Below are 14,945 nucleotides of genomic sequence, written 5' to 3'. Positions count from 1 at the left end.
TGGGTTGGTGTTGTTGCCGTAGAGGACTTCGTTGGGCGTTTGGTATCCAAGTGTGGAATGAAGTCTACGCTGGATCGAACTGTTCTACAATCAGCGTAGACTTCATTCCACACTTGGATACCAAACGCCCAACGAAGTCCTCTACGGCAACAACACCAACCCAACAGCCGCCTAGAAAACAAGCAAGTCCGGAAAAAAGCCCGGCAGCCCAGTGCGCAAACCTCGATGACCTCCGAGGCCCGGTGTGCTGCGATCTGTTGGAGCAATATCCCGACGCTTCAGTCGCCGGGCAACATCTCGCGATACTTGCTTTTGCGATTGGCGCCGAAGGCGAGCGCACCCCGTCCGAAGTGCTCGATTGGTTGCACGACCTGGTCACTGAACCGTCCGTTGCTGCCGAGCATGCTCTCGACAGTCTTCAGGTGGGTCGGCTCGACATGGCAATGTGCTTCGTTCAGGCAAACCCCGACGTTCTCGATCTTCCCGATGGTCACTTCCTGTCGGCAGTGTTCCTCACCAGGGAGGGCAATGCCGAAGAAGGCCTGAAGGTCTGGCGTTCCGCGGACGATGTCCGCGAGGTGGTACGCAATGCACTGGCGATTCGGCTGAAGCGCTTGCTCGACCACGTCCCCGAGGAAAAGCAAGCTGATCTCCGCACGCTGTTGGCGGCGGTCGAGAATCCGCCTGCCGAGTCGTAAAGGTCTCACAAGGGTCTCGACAAGCTCGACCAGCGGTGGCCGCTCGACCAGCGGCGAGTTAGCCGAGGCGTCCGGCGGCCTTGCTGAACTCGGCGCGCAACTGGTCGTAGTCGGTGGCGACCGGGAACTGCGGGAACTCGGCGATCACGTTCGCCGGGGGGCGGAACAGGATGCCGGCGTCGGCCTCGGCGAGCATATTGGTGTCGTTGTAGGAGTCGCCGGTGGCGATCACCCGGTAGTTCAGTTCGTGGAATCGGCGCACCGCTTCGCGCTTCTGGTCGGGCATTCGCAGCGTGTAGTCGACGATTCGGCCGTCGGCGATCTCCAGCTTGTGGCACAGCAGCGTCGGGTAGCCCAACTTGGCCATGAACGGCATGCCGAACTCATAAAAGGTGTCCGACAGGATGACCAGCTGGAAATGCTCCCGCAGCCAGCCCACCATCTCCACCGCACCTGGCATCGGGTCGAGGGTGCCGATCACCCGCTGGATCTCGCTCAGGCCGAGCCCATGGGCGTCCAGCAGGTCGAGCCGATAGCGCATCAGCACGTCGTAGTCGGGCTCGTCGCGGGTGGTCCGGCGCAGTCCGTCGATGCCGGTGGCCTCGGCCACGGCGATCCAGATCTCCGGAATCAGCACCCCTTCCAGATCGAGGCAGGCCATCTGCATGGTTCAGCCCTCGACCCGCATCAGCGCGATATCGCTGCGGACGTCCGGAAGAGCCTGCAGGTCCTCCACCGCGGCCCGCATGTCGCCCACCCGCGCGGCATGGGTGAGGATCGCCAGCTTGGCACCCTGGCCGTGTGGACGGTCCAGCTCGCTCTCCTGGCGGACCGCCTGGATGGACACCTGGTAGCGGGCGAACGCGGCGGCGATCCGGGCCAGCACGCCCGGCTCGTCCTCGACGCTCAGCGACACGTAGAACCTCGACGGCACCTGCCCGCGCGGCGTGATCGGACGCGCCGAGTAGGTCGACTCCCCCGGTCCGGACGCCCCGCGCACCCGGTTGCGGGCAGCGGTGACGGTGTCGCCCAGCACCGCGGACGCGGTCGGCGAGCCGCCGGCACCCGGGCCCATGAACATCAGCTGGCCGGCGTGCCGGGACTCTATGAACACCGCGTTGAACGCGCCGGACACGTTCGCCAGCGGATGGTTGGCCGGCACCATCGTCGGGTGTACGCCGACCGAGATGGAGCCGTCCGGGGCCAACGCGCAGCGGGCCAGCAGCTTGATCACGTAGCCGAGCTCCTTGGCGGTCGCCACGTCGGACGCCGTCACCTTGGTGATGCCCTCGCAGTCGACGTCGTCGAGCTTCACCCGGCTGTGGAAAGCGAGGCTGGCCAGGATCGCGGCCTTCGCCGCAGCGTCCAGGCCCTCGACGTCAGCAGTCGGATCCTCCTCGGCGAAGCCCAGGCGCTGAGCCTCGGCCAGCACCTCGGCGAAGGAGGAGCCCTCGGTGTGCATCTTGTCCAGGATGAAGTTGGTGGTGCCGTTGACGATGCCCTTCACCGCGGTCACCTCGTCGCCGACCAACGATTCGCGCAGCGGCCGGATGATCGGGATGGCGCCGGCCACCGCGGCCTCGAAGTAGAGGTCGACACCGGCGTCCGCTGCCGCCGAGTAGACGGTGGAGCCGTCCTGGGCGAGCAGCTGCTTATTGGCGGTGATCACCGAGGCGCCGTTGGCGAGCGCGGCCAGGATCAGCGAACGGGCCGGCTCGATGCCGCCCATCACCTCGATCACCAGGTCGATGCCGGGCCGGCCGGCCAGTTCCGCGGCGTCGTCGGTGAGCAGTTCACGGTCGATGCCGGGTCGCTCCTTGGCCAGGTTCCGCACGGCGATGCCGACCAGCTCCAGCCGGCGTCCGATCCGGGCCTGGAACTCGTCGGCGTTGTCCAGCAACAGCCGGGCCACTTCCGAGCCCACCACTCCGCAGCCCAACAGGGCCACCGTGAGCGGTTTCGCTGGTGTCATCGCATGTCCTCGTTTCTCGGGATCGAGTTGTTCAGGCGCCGGCGTCCAGGGCCAGCAGGTCGTCCAGGGTCTCGCGTCGCAGCAGGGTCGTGATCCGGCCGTCGGCGACGGCCACCACAGGCGGACGCGGTACGTGATTGTAGTTGCTCGCCATCGATCGGCTGTACGCGCCCGCCGCGGGAACCGCGATCAAATCTCCGGGCATAACATCGTCGGGCAAGAATTCGTCGCGCACCAGGATGTCGCCACCCTCACAATGCTTACCGACCACGCGGGACAGCACCGGGCCGGTGCTGCTCGCCCGGTTGGCCAGGGTGGCGGAGTACTCCGCGGCGTACAGGGCCGGACGGATGTTGTCGCTCATCCCGCCGTCCACCGAGATGTAGCGGCGGGCCTGACCGGAACCGATCTCGACCGCCTTCACCGTGCCGACCGTGTACAGCGCGGTGCCGGACGGACCGCAGATCGCCCGTCCGGGCTCGACCGACATCAGCGGCACCTGCAACCCGAAGCCGCGGCATTCGTGCTCGACGATGCTGCGCAACCCGGCAGCCAGTTCCTCCGGCGTCGCCGGGGTGTCCTCTTTGACGTAGGCGATGCCGAACCCGCCGCCCAGGTCGAGTTCGCCCAGCTCGGTGCCGGTGGCCTCCTTGAACTGCGCGATCAGCTTCAGCGTGCGGCGCGCCGCGACCTCGAAACCGTCGGTGTCGAAGATCTGCGAGCCGATGTGGCTGTGCACGCCGCGCAGGTGCAGGTAGGGGCTGTGGTGGCTGCGCACCAGGGCGACCAGCGCGGCACCGCCGTTGATCGAGAAGCCGAACTTCTGGTCCTCGTGAGCGGTGGCGATGTACTCGTGGGTGTGCGCCTCGACCCCGGTGGTCACCCGGATCATCACCTCGGCGACGGTGTCCAGCTCGGCGCAGAGCCGCTCCAGCCGTCCGATCTCTTGGGAGGAGTCGACGATGATCCGGCCCACCCCGGCAGCCAGCGCCGCGCGCAACTCGTCGTCGCTCTTGTTGTTGCCGTGCATGCCGATCCGGGCCGGGTCCATGCCGCCGCGCAGAGCGACCGCCAGTTCGCCGCCGGAGCAGACGTCCAGTCCGAGGCCCTCCTCGTTGATCCAGCGGGCCACGGTGGTGCACAGGAACGATTTGCCGGCGTAGAACACCTGCCAGTCGCCGAAGGCCTCGCGCCAGCGCCGCGCCCTGCTGCGGAAGTCGTCGGCGTCGATCACGTAGACCGGGCTGCCGACCTCGTCGATGATGGACGCCGCGGTGCGTCCGGCGATCTCCAACTCACCGGCGTCGGTGCGCCGCGTGTTGCTGCTCCACAGCTGCTTGGTCAGCGCATTCACGTCCTCGGGCAAGGTCAGCCACTGAGGTGCGTGCGCGGTCGCGTCGGCATGAATGGCACCGGCGACATGCATGTGGGTCATAGCGCCCCACTCTGCCAGAACGCCCGGTGGACGAACGGCGGCGTCCAGCGGCCTGCCTTGTTGCGGACGGCCGGGACGGAGGCGCCTGTTCAGCGGCTGGTGGCGGTCACGTCGAGGCGCTCCTGGACAGTGGCGAGCCGGAGCGTCACCGGCTCGGAGACCGTCGCGCCGTCGGCCCGCACGGCGATCGTCCCGCAACTGGCGCCGAGGCACTGCTGGTCGAACCGGACTCCCCACAGCGTGAAGAACTGGCCCAGGGTGACCTGATCGGCGCCCCGGCCCTCCAGCCAGACCACCCCGGAGTCGTCGTGGGTGTGCGCCGGCCCCTGCAGGGCGCGCGGACGGTCCATGCCGATGTAGGGCACCAGCGGCACGGCGGCGCCGTCCACGGTCAGGGTCAGCGAGAAGCGCCGCTGGTTGGTGGTGTCGTCCAGCCTGGACGGCTCCAGCCCGGCCGCCTGGATCTGCGCCAGCCCGTCCCGCGGCGCCGGCCACGGCGGCCCCGACGTCCGCCGCATCGGCTGGCCCGGCAGGTCCGAGCGTCCGGCACATCCGGCGAGCAGCACCGCCATCGCCAGCGCCACCACCCGGAACCCACCTCGCATGGCCCCGAGGCTAGCGGGACCAACGGCCACCACCCGTAGTCATCCCGCGCGAACGCCGGGATCTCATGCGGTCCAGTTGGCGCAACCAAAGATCCCGGAGCAAGTCAGGAGCAAGTCCGGGATGACGAGAGGGTCCGGGATGACGAGGGTCCAGGACGACGAGAGGCGGGCCATGCGCCTGTGTGCCGATTGGTTCCCGATCCCGGCGATGCGCTACAGTCGTGGCCGGCCCGATGGCACGGGCCCCCGTAGCTCAGGGGATAGAGCGCCGCCCTCCGGAGGCGGGTGCGCAGGTTCGAATCCTGCCGGGGGCGCCACCGAATCTTCACCACACGGCGATGGCCGGACCCAGATCAGCTGGGTCCGGCCATCGCCGTTTCACCGGGACGTCAGCCCCAGTTGGCGGCCTTGGTCAGACAGAACGGATGCCCGTCCGGATCGAGCAGAACGGTCCAGGTGTCCCCCGGCTGCTCGGACGGCTTGGTCGCCCCGAGAGCGACCAGTTCCTGTTCGGCGGACGCCAGATCGTCCACCGCGAGGTCGAAATGGAATTGCTTGGTGCCGTCCGGATTGGGCCAGGCGGGCGCCTGCCAGCCGTCGACCCGGCCGAAGCCGAGCCGCTGCGAGCCGTCGCTGGCCATGCCATAGTCGCGGTCCGCGTAGGTCACCTCCCAGCCGAGGGCGGCGGCCCAGAACGCGGCCTCCCGCGACGGGTCCGCACAGTCGATCGTCACCATGGCCAGCGCGGCCGAAGCCTGGGTGGTCATCGTCTCCTCCTTCGATGCGTGTCAGTCCACGCTTCTACACTCCCGACCGTGACGCCTAGCACAAACGCGACAGGACGCCTGCCGGTGTCGAAGGGCCTGCTCCGGCCCGAGGAGTTCGCCCGGCTGGTGCGCTTCGGCGAGGTGCCGGCGACCGGTCCGGCGGCCCAGTGGGTGGAGCGCGTCTGGTCGACCAGCTGGGAGTTGCCGGACGGCGTCGTCCACACCACGTCGTTGATTCCCAACCCAGCGGTGGAGGTCACTGTCGAACGGGGCGAGTTCGCCCGCCCTGGCCGCGACGGCGACGGGGTCTGGATCACCGGCGTGGGGACCAGCCGCTTCGACGTGAGGCTGCACGGCCGCGGCGGCGCCGTCGGCATCAAGTTCCGTCCGGGTGGATTCACCGCCTGGTCGGGAGTCGGGTCCGATCTGCTCACCGACCGGGTCCGGCCCGCCGCCGTCCACCTCGACGGCACGGACGCCCTGCGCGACCTTCCGCTCGATGCCGGCGAGTCGGCGCCCGCCCTGCTGGCCTTCGTCGAGCGCAACGCCGGCGACGCCGCCCCGATCCCCGAGCTCGTTCAGCGGGCGACGTCCCTCGCGGTCACGCCGGCAGTGACCCGTGTCGACGACCTGGCCGCTCGCTGCGGCTGTTCGGTCCGGACGCTGCAACGCACCCTCCGGCGCTACGTGGGGGTCAGCCCGAAGTGGCTGATCCGGCGGCAGCGGATGCACGACGCGGTGGCCGCGATGGACGCCGGCAGCACCGAGAGCCTCGCCGACCTGGCCAGCCGGCTCGGCTGGTACGACCAGAACCAGTTCGCCCGGGACTTCTCCCGCCTCGTCGGCGTCCCACCCAGCGCGTACCGAACCCGGTCCGCCCCGCACCGAGGTATCGCCGCGCCGTCCGAAACCGACGACCGGTGACACGTCAGCCCGAGAACGGCATGGCCGGTTTCGCCTCCAGCCCAGCCTTAGTAGCATCGAGCAGAGCAGGCGTCGCTGCCTGCCCGAAGAACACGGAAGAAGGCGATCGTGCCCCTCGCGCCCGAGAATCTGACGGCGACTAACCAGCAAACCGACGAATTTGGCGCCAACGACTGGTTGATCGACGAGATGTACCAGGCCTATCGAACCGATCCCGACTCGGTGGATCCACGCTGGCAGCAATTCTTCACCGAGCGCGCGGCGGCACCGGCCAATGGCGCCGACCTCGGTTCGGCGGCACCCGGCAACTCCGCCCACGCCGCTTCCACCGCCGAGGAGCAACCGCCGGACGCCACACCGAGCAACGCGCCCGAAACCGCCGCACCGACTGCGCCGGCCCAAGCGTCCGCGTCCGCCGAGAAGACCACCAGTACACCCGTGGTCCCACCGGCCGCGACCGAGTCGTATTCGGTGGTCGCCGATGCCCGCTCGCCCCGGACGCCGGCGCCGGCGGCGAAGCCCGCAGAGCCGGTCGCCACCCAGGCCGCCGCCCCGTCGGCGAAGGTGGAGTCCGCCGGCAGCGCGCGCCACGACCGGGCACCGGAATCTCCCGGCTCGGGAATGGGGCTGTCCGCGAACCGGCCGAATCTGACCGTCCGCAACGAAGCGACCTCCGAGCCGACCCGCACCCAGTTGCGGGGCGCGCCGATGCGCACCGCCCGCAACATGGACGCCTCGCTGAGCATGCCGACCGCCACCTCGGTGCGGAACATCCCGATGAAGCTCGCCATCGACCAGCGCCAGATGGTCAACGCGCACCTGGCCCGCACCACCGGCGGCAAGGTGTCGTTCACCCACCTGATCGGCTACGCCATGGTGCAGGCGCTGAAGCGGGTGCCGGCGATGAACAACTCCTACGACGAGGTCGACGGCAAGCCGTTCCTGGTCGAGCCCAACACGATCAACCTCGGCCTGGCCATCGACCTGGCGCGCCCGGACGGCACCCGGCAGCTGCTGGTGCCCACCATCAAGGGCTGCGAGCAGATGAGCTTCGGCCAGTTCTGGTCCGCCTACGAGGCGATGGTGCGCAAGGCCCGCGCCGGCAAGCTCGAGGTCGCCGACTTCCAGGGCACCACCGCCACCCTGACCAACCCGGGCGGCATCGGCACCAGCCATTCGGTGCCCCGGCTGATGGCCGGCCAGGGTCTGATCCTCGGCGTCGGCTCCATCGAGTACCCGCCGGAGTTCCAGGGCGCCTCGATGCGCCGGATCACCGACGGCGGCGTCTCCAAGGTGACCACGCTCACCTCCACCTACGACCACCGGATCATCCAGGGCGCCCAGTCGGGCGAGTTCCTCAAGGTGATCCACGAGCTGCTGCTCGGCAAGCACGGCTTCTACGACCAGATCTTCGCTTCGCTGCGCATTCCGTACGCCCCGATCCGCTGGGCGCAGGACGTCAGCGCCGAGCGTCCAGGGCAGATCCCGAAGTCGGCACGGGTGTTCTCGCTGATCGCCGCCTACCGCCAATTCGGGCATCTGATGGCCGACATCGACCCGCTGGAGTACCGGCAGCGCTCCCACCCCGAGCTCACCCTGGAGTACCACGGCCTCACCCTGTGGGATCTCGACCGCGAATTCCCGGTCGGCAATTTCGGCGGCCACGACGGCGAGATCATGCCGCTGCGCGACATCCTGGAGACGCTGCGCGGCTCGTACTGCCGGCACGTCGGCATCGAATACATGCACATCCAGGACAACGAGCAGCGCACCTGGATTCAGAAGCGGGTCGAAGTGCAGCATGCATCGTGGCCGCGGGACGAGCATCTGCGAATCCTCGACCGGCTGAACGAGGCGGAGATCTTCGAGACCTTCCTGCAGACCAAATTCGTCGGCCAGAAGCGGTTCAGCCTCGAAGGCGGTGAGTCGACCATCGTGCTGCTCGACGAGCTGTGCGACCAGGCCGCCAACGCCGGGTTGGACGAGGTGTGCATCGGCATGCCGCACCGCGGCCGGCTCAACGTGCTGGCCAACATCGTCGGCAAGAGCTACAGCCAGATCTTCCGCGAGTTCGAGGGCAACGTCGACCCGCGACTCGCCCAGGGCACTGGCGACGTCAAGTACCACCTAGGCGCCGAGGGCGAGTTCACCGCGCTGTCGGGCAAGACGATCAAGACGTCCGTGGCCGCCAACCCGAGCCACCTGGAGGCCGTCGATCCGGTCTTGGAGGGCATCGCCCGGGCCAAGCTCGACCAACTCGATTCCCGCGACGGCTTCCCGGTGCTGCCGATCCTGCTGCACGGCGACGCGTCCTTCGCCGGCCAGGGTGTGGTCTACGAGACCCTGCAGATGAGCCAGCTGCGGCCGTACAAGACCGGCGGCACCATCCATGTGGTGGTCAACAACCAGGTCGGCTTCACCACGTCCCCCTATGACTCGCGAACCTCGGCCTACTGCACGGACGTCGCCAAGACGATCCAGGCGCCGATCTTCCACGTCAACGGCGACGACCCCGAGGCCTGCGCCCGGATCGCGCAACTTGCCTTCCAGTACCGGCAGCGGTTCAACAAGGACGTCGTCCTCGACATCGTCTGCTACCGGCGCCGCGGCCACAACGAGGGCGACGACCCGAGCTTCACCCAGCCCCGGATGTACGACCTGATCGAGCAGAAGCGCAGCGTCCGCAAGCTGTACACCGAGGCCCTGATCGGCCGCGGCGACATCAGCACCGAGGACGCCGAGGCCGTGTTGACCCGGTTCCGCGACGGCCTGGAGAGCGTCTTCAAGCAGGCCCGCGAGGACGCCGAGGAGGACAACGGCTACCGCCGGGTGCCCTACTACCCGCCCAAGCTCGGCAAGACCCAGGGCACCACGATCAGCCCCGACACGATGGCGAAGGTGGCCCGCGCCCACGTCACCTTCCCGGAGGGGTTCACCGTCCATCCCAAGGTGTTGCCACAGTTGCAGCGTCGCGCCGACAACATTCTCAACGGCCCGATCGACTGGGCGACCGGCGAACTGCTGGCGTTCGGCTCGCTGCTGCTGGAGGGACGCCCGGTGCGGCTGGTCGGCCAGGACAGCCGGCGCGGCACCTTCGTGCAGCGCTTCGCGACCGTCATCGACCGCGACACCGCCGAGGCGTACGTGCCGCTCAATCACCTCTCGGACGACCAGGGCTCCTTCCACGTCTACGACTCGCTGCTCAGCGAGTACGCGGCGATGGGCTTCGAGTACGGCTATTCGGTGGCGGCCCCCGACGCCCTGGTCTGCTGGGAGGCCCAGTTCGGCGACTTCGCCAACGGCGCCCAGACCATCGCCGACGAGTTCGTGGCCTCCGGCAACGCCAAGTGGACGCAGAAGTCCGGCGTCGTGCTGCTGCTCCCGCACGGCTACGAGGGGCAGGGCCCCGACCATTCCTCGGCCCGGATCGAGCGCTGGCTGCAGTTGTGCCACGAAGGCGCGCTGGCGGTCTGCCAGCCGTCCACGCCGGCCAGCTATTTCCATCTGTTGCGCACCCATGCCTATGTGAACTGGCATCGTCCAGTCGTGGTCGCCACGCCGAAGTCGATGCTGCGCAGCAAGCAGGCGGTGTCGCAGCCGAAGGACTTCACACAGGGACGCTGGGAGCCCGCCACCGGCGATCCGACGATCAGCGATCCGTCGAAGGTGCGGCGCATTCTGCTCTGCTCAGGCAAGGTCCGCTGGGATCTGGTGGCCGCGCGTGCCGAGGCCGGCCTGGAGGGCAAGGTGGCGATCATCTCGCTGGAACGGCTCTACCCGCTGCCGGCGAAGGAACTGGCCGGGCAGCTGGCCAGCTATCCAGCCGACGCCGACATCCGCTTCGTCCAGGACGAGCCGGAGAACCAGGGCGCCTGGTGGTTCCTGCAGCAACATCTGCCCGAGGCGGTCGCGGCCTTCCTGCCCGGTTACCTGCTGACCATGACGGCGGTCACCCGGCCGGCGGCGTCCGCGCCCTCGGTGGGTTCGCTGAAGGTGCACCGGCAGCAGCAGGAAGACCTGATGACCCGCGCCTTCGCGGAATAGCGGACGCCCCCGGTTAGGCGGGCCGGTCGGCCGGCTCGCCCCGCTCTTTGAGGGCGCGGGTGGTGCTGGGCAGGGCGACCCCGACCACCGCACCCAGGCAGACCGGCACCAGCAGCCACATCCAGGGCTGGTTGAGCAGGTATTCGCCGAAGCCGAAGCCGGCCATCAGGTTCAGCGCGATCACCGGACCGCGCGCCCACAATCGCCGTTGCCACAGTCCCAGCGCCGCGCCGATCAAGATCAGCCCGTACGCGGCGAGCAGCAGGCCGATCTGCAGGCTGAAGACGCCGTGTCCGCCGGCCGCGCTGATGGCGGCGAAGGTGATGAAGGTCAGGCCCAAGACGATGCTGCAGCCGACCGCTGTCACCAACCCTGCCGGACGTCCCTGTTGCACTCCCCCACCGTAGACCAACTACCGGAAAATGCGCGGACAGCTGAATCGAGCCGAGAAGAGGTTCAATGACTGGCCGGGGGGTTGTCCCCGGCGGCTATCATTGCGAGGCTTTTACAAGACACTCGTGAGCCGCGTTCATGGAGGGGGCCTCAAGCCCCCCACGGCGCAGTGTGAAACCCCCAGAAGGAGTTGGAAACCGCATGGATTGGCGCCATCGGGCTGCCTGCCTCACCGAGGATCCGGAGTTGTTCTTTCCGGTCGGCAATACCGGGCCTGCCCTGATGCAGATTCAGGAGGCCAAGAAGGTGTGCAAGCGCTGTGACGTCCGCGAGGCCTGCCTGCAGTGGGCGCTGGACGCCGGACAGGATCACGGTGTGTGGGGTGGGCTGAGCGAGGACGAGCGTCGGGCGCTGAAGCGCCGCGCGGCCCGCTCGAGGGTGCGAACCAACTAGGGCCTAGACGCCGGTCGAGACAGGCTCAATCAGGTTCCTTGGGCTCAAGCCAGTGGAATTGCGATCCGTGCCACCGTGCCCACACCGGTATCGGCTGCACTCAGCGAGAATTCGCCGCCGAGGTCGTCGACCAGGGTGGTCACGATCGACAGCCCGAGGCTGTTCGTCGTGCTCAGCGAGAAGTCCGGCGGCAGCGGTGCACCCTCGTTGGTCACCTCGACCACCAGGCGCCCGGCGGCCTGCCGGGGCTTGACCCATACCACGCCACGCTCGCGGCCCAGACCGTGCTCGATCGCGTTCTGGCACAACTCGGTGAGCACCAGCGACAGGCTGGTCGCCACGTCGGCGGGCACATAGCCGAAGGTGCCCTCGCGACGCAGTTGCACCGGGCCGCCGGTGGCGGCGACATCCACCACCATGCGCAGCAGCCGGTCCGCCACATCGTCGAATTTCACCGAGGTGTCGAACGCCTGGGACAGGATCTCGTGAACCACGGCGATCGCCCCGACCCGCTTCATGGCGTCGGTGAGGGCGTCCGTCGCCTCGGGTGACGAGATCCGGCGGGCCTGCAGCCGCAGCAACGCCGCCACCGTCTGCAGGTTGTTCTTCACCCGGTGATGGATCTCGCGGATGGTCGCGTCCTTGGTGACCAGCTGGCGTTCCCGGCTGCGCAGCTCGGTGGTGTCCCGACACAGCACCAGTCCGCCACAAGGACCGTTGGCGTCGTTGAGGTTGATGATCCGCAGCCGCAGTTGGACGTCCGGCGTCTCGAGTTCCACCTCGCGCAGACCTTGTCCGCGCAGCACCGTCGGCAGCGCCATCTCGACCGGCGCCCGGTTGCGCAGCAGCGACATGGTGACCGCCGCGAGGTTCTCGCCCTCCAAGTCGGTGTGCAGGCCCATCCGGCGGTAGGCGCTGACCGCGTTCGGGCTGGCGAAGGTGACCAGCCCGGCGGCGTCCACCCGGAGCATGCCGTCGCCGACCCGCGGCGACACCCACGGCACCGCTTTGTCGCCGCCGGTCGGGAACTCGCCACGGTGCACCATGCCGGACAGCACGTCGGCGGCCTCCAGGTAGGCGTCTTCCAGGGCACCGGGGGCGCGGACGCCGAGGCGGTTGGTGTGCGCCTCGACCACTCCGAGCACCCGGCCGTCCACCACCACCGGGATGGCGTTCACGTCGACCGGGATGCCGGAGTTGAGCTGGTTGTCGCTGGTCCGGGCGATCTCGTGGGAGAGGTAGGCCTCGGTGACCAGGTGCTCCGGGTCGTAGTGGATGTCCTCGCCGACGACGTCGTCCTCGAGCGCGGTCGGCCCCGTGGTCGGGCGGACCTGCGCGCAGGCCCAGAAGACGTTGTCGTCGACGTCCGGCACCCACAAGATGAGGTCGGAGAAGGCGAGATCGGCGAGCAGGTGCCATTCGGCGACCAGATGCTCCAGCCACGCCACGTCGCTGGCGGCCAAGGCAGTGTGTTCCGCGATCACCTCGGCCATCGACAGCATGACTGTCACCCTATGGCAGAATGACAAGCCGCGCCGACAGCGCCCCACGAGCAGAACGACGACAGGAGACAACCATGGGCAAGGGTGGACGCAAGCGTCGCTCGCGCAGGCGGAACAAGGCCAATCACGGCAAGCGTCCCAACGCCTGACCCGCGACCGCAGGGCCGCTCTGGACGCCCCTGGCGCGGCTCCCGTTCGGGGGCACCGCCTGGCCCGTCCAGGGCCCTCCCTAACTACTTCTGCCCTGCCACATGTGGCAGGGCAGAAGTAGTTAGGGAGGGGTTTAGGTTCCGGGGGACGCGACGGGTGGTACGGGGGCGGAGAGGGTCAGTCCTCGCGGAGGACCACCGTCATCGTCGTCACCTGGGTGACCCGGACGCGCAACGTTTCGGGCGCGCGGGCCGAGGTGCAGCAGCGCTTGACCAGGGCCCGGACGTGTTCCTCGGTACCGAACCGGTCCAGGCAGGGCTCGCAGGCGGCCAGGTGGGCGCGGATGGTGTCGGCGTCCGCCTCGCACAGCTCGTTGTCGAAGAATTCGTACAGGCGGGTGAGTGCCGCCGCACAGTCATCGGTGCTCATGATCGTCTCCTCGGCGGGAGAGTCCGTGCTCGACCGCATAGTCGGCGAGCGCCGAACGCAGCTGGTTGCGGCCACGGTTCAGCCGCGACATCACGGTGCCGATCGGGGTGCCCATGATCTCGGCGATCTCTTTGTAGGAGAACCCCTCCACGTCGGCCAGGTAGACGGCGAGCCGGAAGTCGGGAGACAGGGCGTTCATGGCGTCCGTCACCGCCGAATCCGGCATCCGGTCCAGGGCGTCCATCTCGGCGGTGCGCAATCCGTCGGAGGTGTGCGCCTCGGCACGGGCGAGCTGCCAGTCCTCGATCTGGTCGCCACCGGAGGTCTGCGGCTGCCGCTGCCGTTTGCGGTAGGTGTTGATGTAGCCGTTGGTCAGGATGCGGTACAGCCAGGCCTTCAGGTTCGTCCCTGGCGTGAACTGGTGGAACGAGGCGAAGGCCTTGACGTAGGTGTCCTGCACCAGGTCTTCGGCATCGGCGGGGTTGCGAGTCATCCGCAGCGCCGCGCCGTAGAGCTGGTCGAGGAAGCCCATGGCGTCGCGCTCGAAACGCGCGGCACGCTCCTCGGGTGTCTCGGTCGCCAGGTCGGCGACGACATCCTCGTGGGCAGCAGGAATGGTCATCGCGTACGAGAGTAGCGGGTCGGCCAGATGCGCTGCCGGACGTCCGACAGGCGCGGTGCTGAGGGTGCTCATCACATGCCGGGCAACGCCCTCGGTGTTGTCGCTATTCCCGGTGCTGGCGTGCGCGGAAGATCCCGGCGTTCGCCGGGATGACGCAGGTGTGATGACGGAGGTCTGATGACGGAGGTGCTCGTCATCCCGGCGAACGCCGGGCTCTCCTACGACGACTCCGACAATGGCTCGATCAGCTCAGGACCGTCGTTGCCGACCGTGCTGACCAGCCGGGAGACCGCGTAGGCCTCCAATGCGGGGCCGGGCACGTCCAACAGGTCGAGCGCGCCCTCGGTCAGCCCAGGGTCGAGCCAGGCGTCCCAGCGATCGGGCCGGACGGTCATCGGCATCCGGTCGTGAATGTGGCCCACGGCGTCCGCGGCCGTGGCGGTGATGATCGTGCAGGTGCTCAGCCACTCCCCCGCCGGGTTCTTCCAGAACTCGTACAGCCCGGCCATCGCCATCGACGAGCCGTCCGCGGGATGGATGAAGAACGGCTGCTTGGGCGGACGCCGTCGCGCCGGCAGTTCGGCGCTGCCCTCGGGGGCGTACCACTCGTAGTAGCCGTCGGCCGGGAGCAAGCAGCGGCGCACCGCGAGCGCCCGGCGGAAGGCGGGCTTCTCGGCCACCGTCTCGAACCGGGCGTTGATCATCCGGGCCGCACCCTTGGGGTCGCGCGACCAGGACGGCACCAGCCCCCAGCGCAGTTCGACCAGCTTGCGGACGACCTGGTCGGGAGCGTCCTTGGGCGTCCGCTCGACGACCGCCATCACCGGATCGGTGGGTGCGATGTTGTAGCGCGGCGGCAGCACCTCGTCGGGCATCTCGTCGATCTCGAAGACCTCCTCCAGCCACGAGGCGTCCGCCGAGGATGCATACCGTCCACACACACCGGTGAGA

At 68.5% G+C, this 14,945-nt stretch carries 15 protein-coding genes and 1 tRNA gene; 6 read left to right on the top strand and 10 right to left on the bottom strand.

Going from position 1 to position 14,945, the window contains the following annotated elements; all coding sequences use genetic code 11:
* The first annotated feature begins 257 nt into the window (after positions 1–257).
* Complete coding sequence (locus QM619_RS02975; protein ID WP_415104149.1) at positions 258–698, top strand: hypothetical protein; 441 nt, start codon at positions 258–260, stop codon at positions 696–698.
* Between the two features lie 58 nt (positions 699–756).
* On the opposite strand, the gene thrH is transcribed toward QM619_RS02975, so the two are convergent.
* The 4 genes from thrH to QM619_RS02955 all read right to left on the bottom strand — a co-directional run bounded on the left by thrH (position 757) and on the right by QM619_RS02955 (position 4,710).
* Positions 757–1,365 (bottom strand): bifunctional phosphoserine phosphatase/homoserine phosphotransferase ThrH, encoded by a 609-nt coding sequence (gene thrH / locus QM619_RS02970; protein ID WP_415104147.1) that lies wholly within the window; start codon positions 1,363–1,365, stop codon positions 757–759.
* Between the two features lie 3 nt (positions 1,366–1,368).
* Positions 1,369–2,670, bottom strand: a complete 1,302-nt coding sequence (locus QM619_RS02965) for a homoserine dehydrogenase (RefSeq protein ID WP_415104145.1) — start codon at positions 2,668–2,670, stop codon at positions 1,369–1,371.
* Positions 2,671–2,701: 31 nt separating this feature from the next.
* Positions 2,702–4,105: a diaminopimelate decarboxylase gene (gene lysA / locus QM619_RS02960; protein WP_415104143.1), complete on the bottom strand. Its 1,404-nt coding sequence runs from the start codon at positions 4,103–4,105 to the stop codon at positions 2,702–2,704.
* An 89-nt stretch (positions 4,106–4,194) separates the two neighbouring features.
* Complete coding sequence (locus tag QM619_RS02955) at positions 4,195–4,710, bottom strand: hypothetical protein (RefSeq protein WP_415104141.1); 516 nt, start codon at positions 4,708–4,710, stop codon at positions 4,195–4,197.
* Positions 4,711–4,952: 242 nt separating this feature from the next.
* On the opposite strand from QM619_RS02955, the gene QM619_RS02950 reads away from it, so the two are divergent.
* A tRNA-Arg gene (locus QM619_RS02950) sits at positions 4,953–5,027 on the top strand.
* A gap of 72 nt (positions 5,028–5,099) precedes the next feature.
* Here QM619_RS02950 and QM619_RS02945 read toward each other — a convergent pair.
* Positions 5,100–5,477: a VOC family protein gene (locus QM619_RS02945; RefSeq protein ID WP_415104139.1), complete on the bottom strand. Its 378-nt coding sequence runs from the start codon at positions 5,475–5,477 to the stop codon at positions 5,100–5,102.
* A gap of 48 nt (positions 5,478–5,525) precedes the next feature.
* Between QM619_RS02945 and QM619_RS02940 the strand changes: the two genes are divergently transcribed.
* Together QM619_RS02940 and QM619_RS02935 are read left to right on the top strand one after the other, a co-directional pair.
* A complete protein-coding gene (locus tag QM619_RS02940) occupies positions 5,526–6,401 on the top strand; it encodes a helix-turn-helix domain-containing protein (protein WP_415104137.1) in 876 nt (291 codons plus the stop codon).
* Between the two features lie 108 nt (positions 6,402–6,509).
* A complete protein-coding gene (locus QM619_RS02935) occupies positions 6,510–10,445 on the top strand; it encodes a multifunctional oxoglutarate decarboxylase/oxoglutarate dehydrogenase thiamine pyrophosphate-binding subunit/dihydrolipoyllysine-residue succinyltransferase subunit (protein WP_415104135.1) in 3,936 nt (1,311 codons plus the stop codon).
* Between the two features lie 13 nt (positions 10,446–10,458).
* On the opposite strand, the gene QM619_RS02930 is transcribed toward QM619_RS02935, so the two are convergent.
* Positions 10,459–10,839, bottom strand: coding sequence for a hypothetical protein (locus QM619_RS02930; RefSeq protein ID WP_415104133.1), 381 nt, complete (start codon positions 10,837–10,839; stop codon positions 10,459–10,461).
* 200 nt (positions 10,840–11,039) lie between these two features.
* On the opposite strand from QM619_RS02930, the gene QM619_RS02925 reads away from it, so the two are divergent.
* The gene (locus QM619_RS02925) at positions 11,040–11,291 is read left to right on the top strand and encodes a WhiB family transcriptional regulator (RefSeq protein ID WP_415104131.1); all 252 of its coding nucleotides are present in this window, start codon (positions 11,040–11,042) and stop codon (positions 11,289–11,291) included.
* 44 nt (positions 11,292–11,335) lie between these two features.
* Here the strand turns inward: QM619_RS02925 and QM619_RS02920 are convergent, their stop codons facing one another.
* Positions 11,336–12,793 (bottom strand): sensor histidine kinase, encoded by a 1,458-nt coding sequence (locus QM619_RS02920; RefSeq protein WP_415104129.1) that lies wholly within the window; start codon positions 12,791–12,793, stop codon positions 11,336–11,338.
* Between the two features lie 74 nt (positions 12,794–12,867).
* Between QM619_RS02920 and QM619_RS02915 the strand changes: the two genes are divergently transcribed.
* The gene (locus QM619_RS02915; protein WP_413774476.1) at positions 12,868–12,942 is read left to right on the top strand and encodes a 50S ribosomal protein bL37; all 75 of its coding nucleotides are present in this window, start codon (positions 12,868–12,870) and stop codon (positions 12,940–12,942) included.
* Positions 12,943–13,120: 178 nt separating this feature from the next.
* Here the strand turns inward: QM619_RS02915 and rsrA are convergent, their stop codons facing one another.
* The 3 genes from rsrA to QM619_RS02900 form a co-directional block, all read right to left on the bottom strand.
* Entirely contained in the window at positions 13,121–13,372 is a 252-nt protein-coding gene (rsrA, locus tag QM619_RS02910; RefSeq protein WP_415104127.1) for a mycothiol system anti-sigma-R factor, read from the bottom strand.
* Positions 13,359–13,994: a sigma-70 family RNA polymerase sigma factor gene (locus tag QM619_RS02905; protein ID WP_415104153.1), complete on the bottom strand. Its 636-nt coding sequence runs from the start codon at positions 13,992–13,994 to the stop codon at positions 13,359–13,361. Before QM619_RS02905 ends, rsrA begins: the two co-directional genes overlap by 14 nt.
* Positions 13,995–14,212: 218 nt before the next feature.
* A complete protein-coding gene (locus tag QM619_RS02900; protein ID WP_415104125.1) occupies positions 14,213–14,935 on the bottom strand; it encodes an SOS response-associated peptidase in 723 nt (240 codons plus the stop codon).
* Between the last annotated feature and the right edge of the window lie 10 nt (positions 14,936–14,945).

Origin of the sequence: Micropruina sp. (genome assembly GCF_047606665.1) — a bacterium.
Classification (GTDB): Bacteria; Actinomycetota; Actinomycetes; order Propionibacteriales; family Propionibacteriaceae; genus Micropruina.
This window is presented reverse-complemented; position numbering and strand designations above follow the sequence as displayed.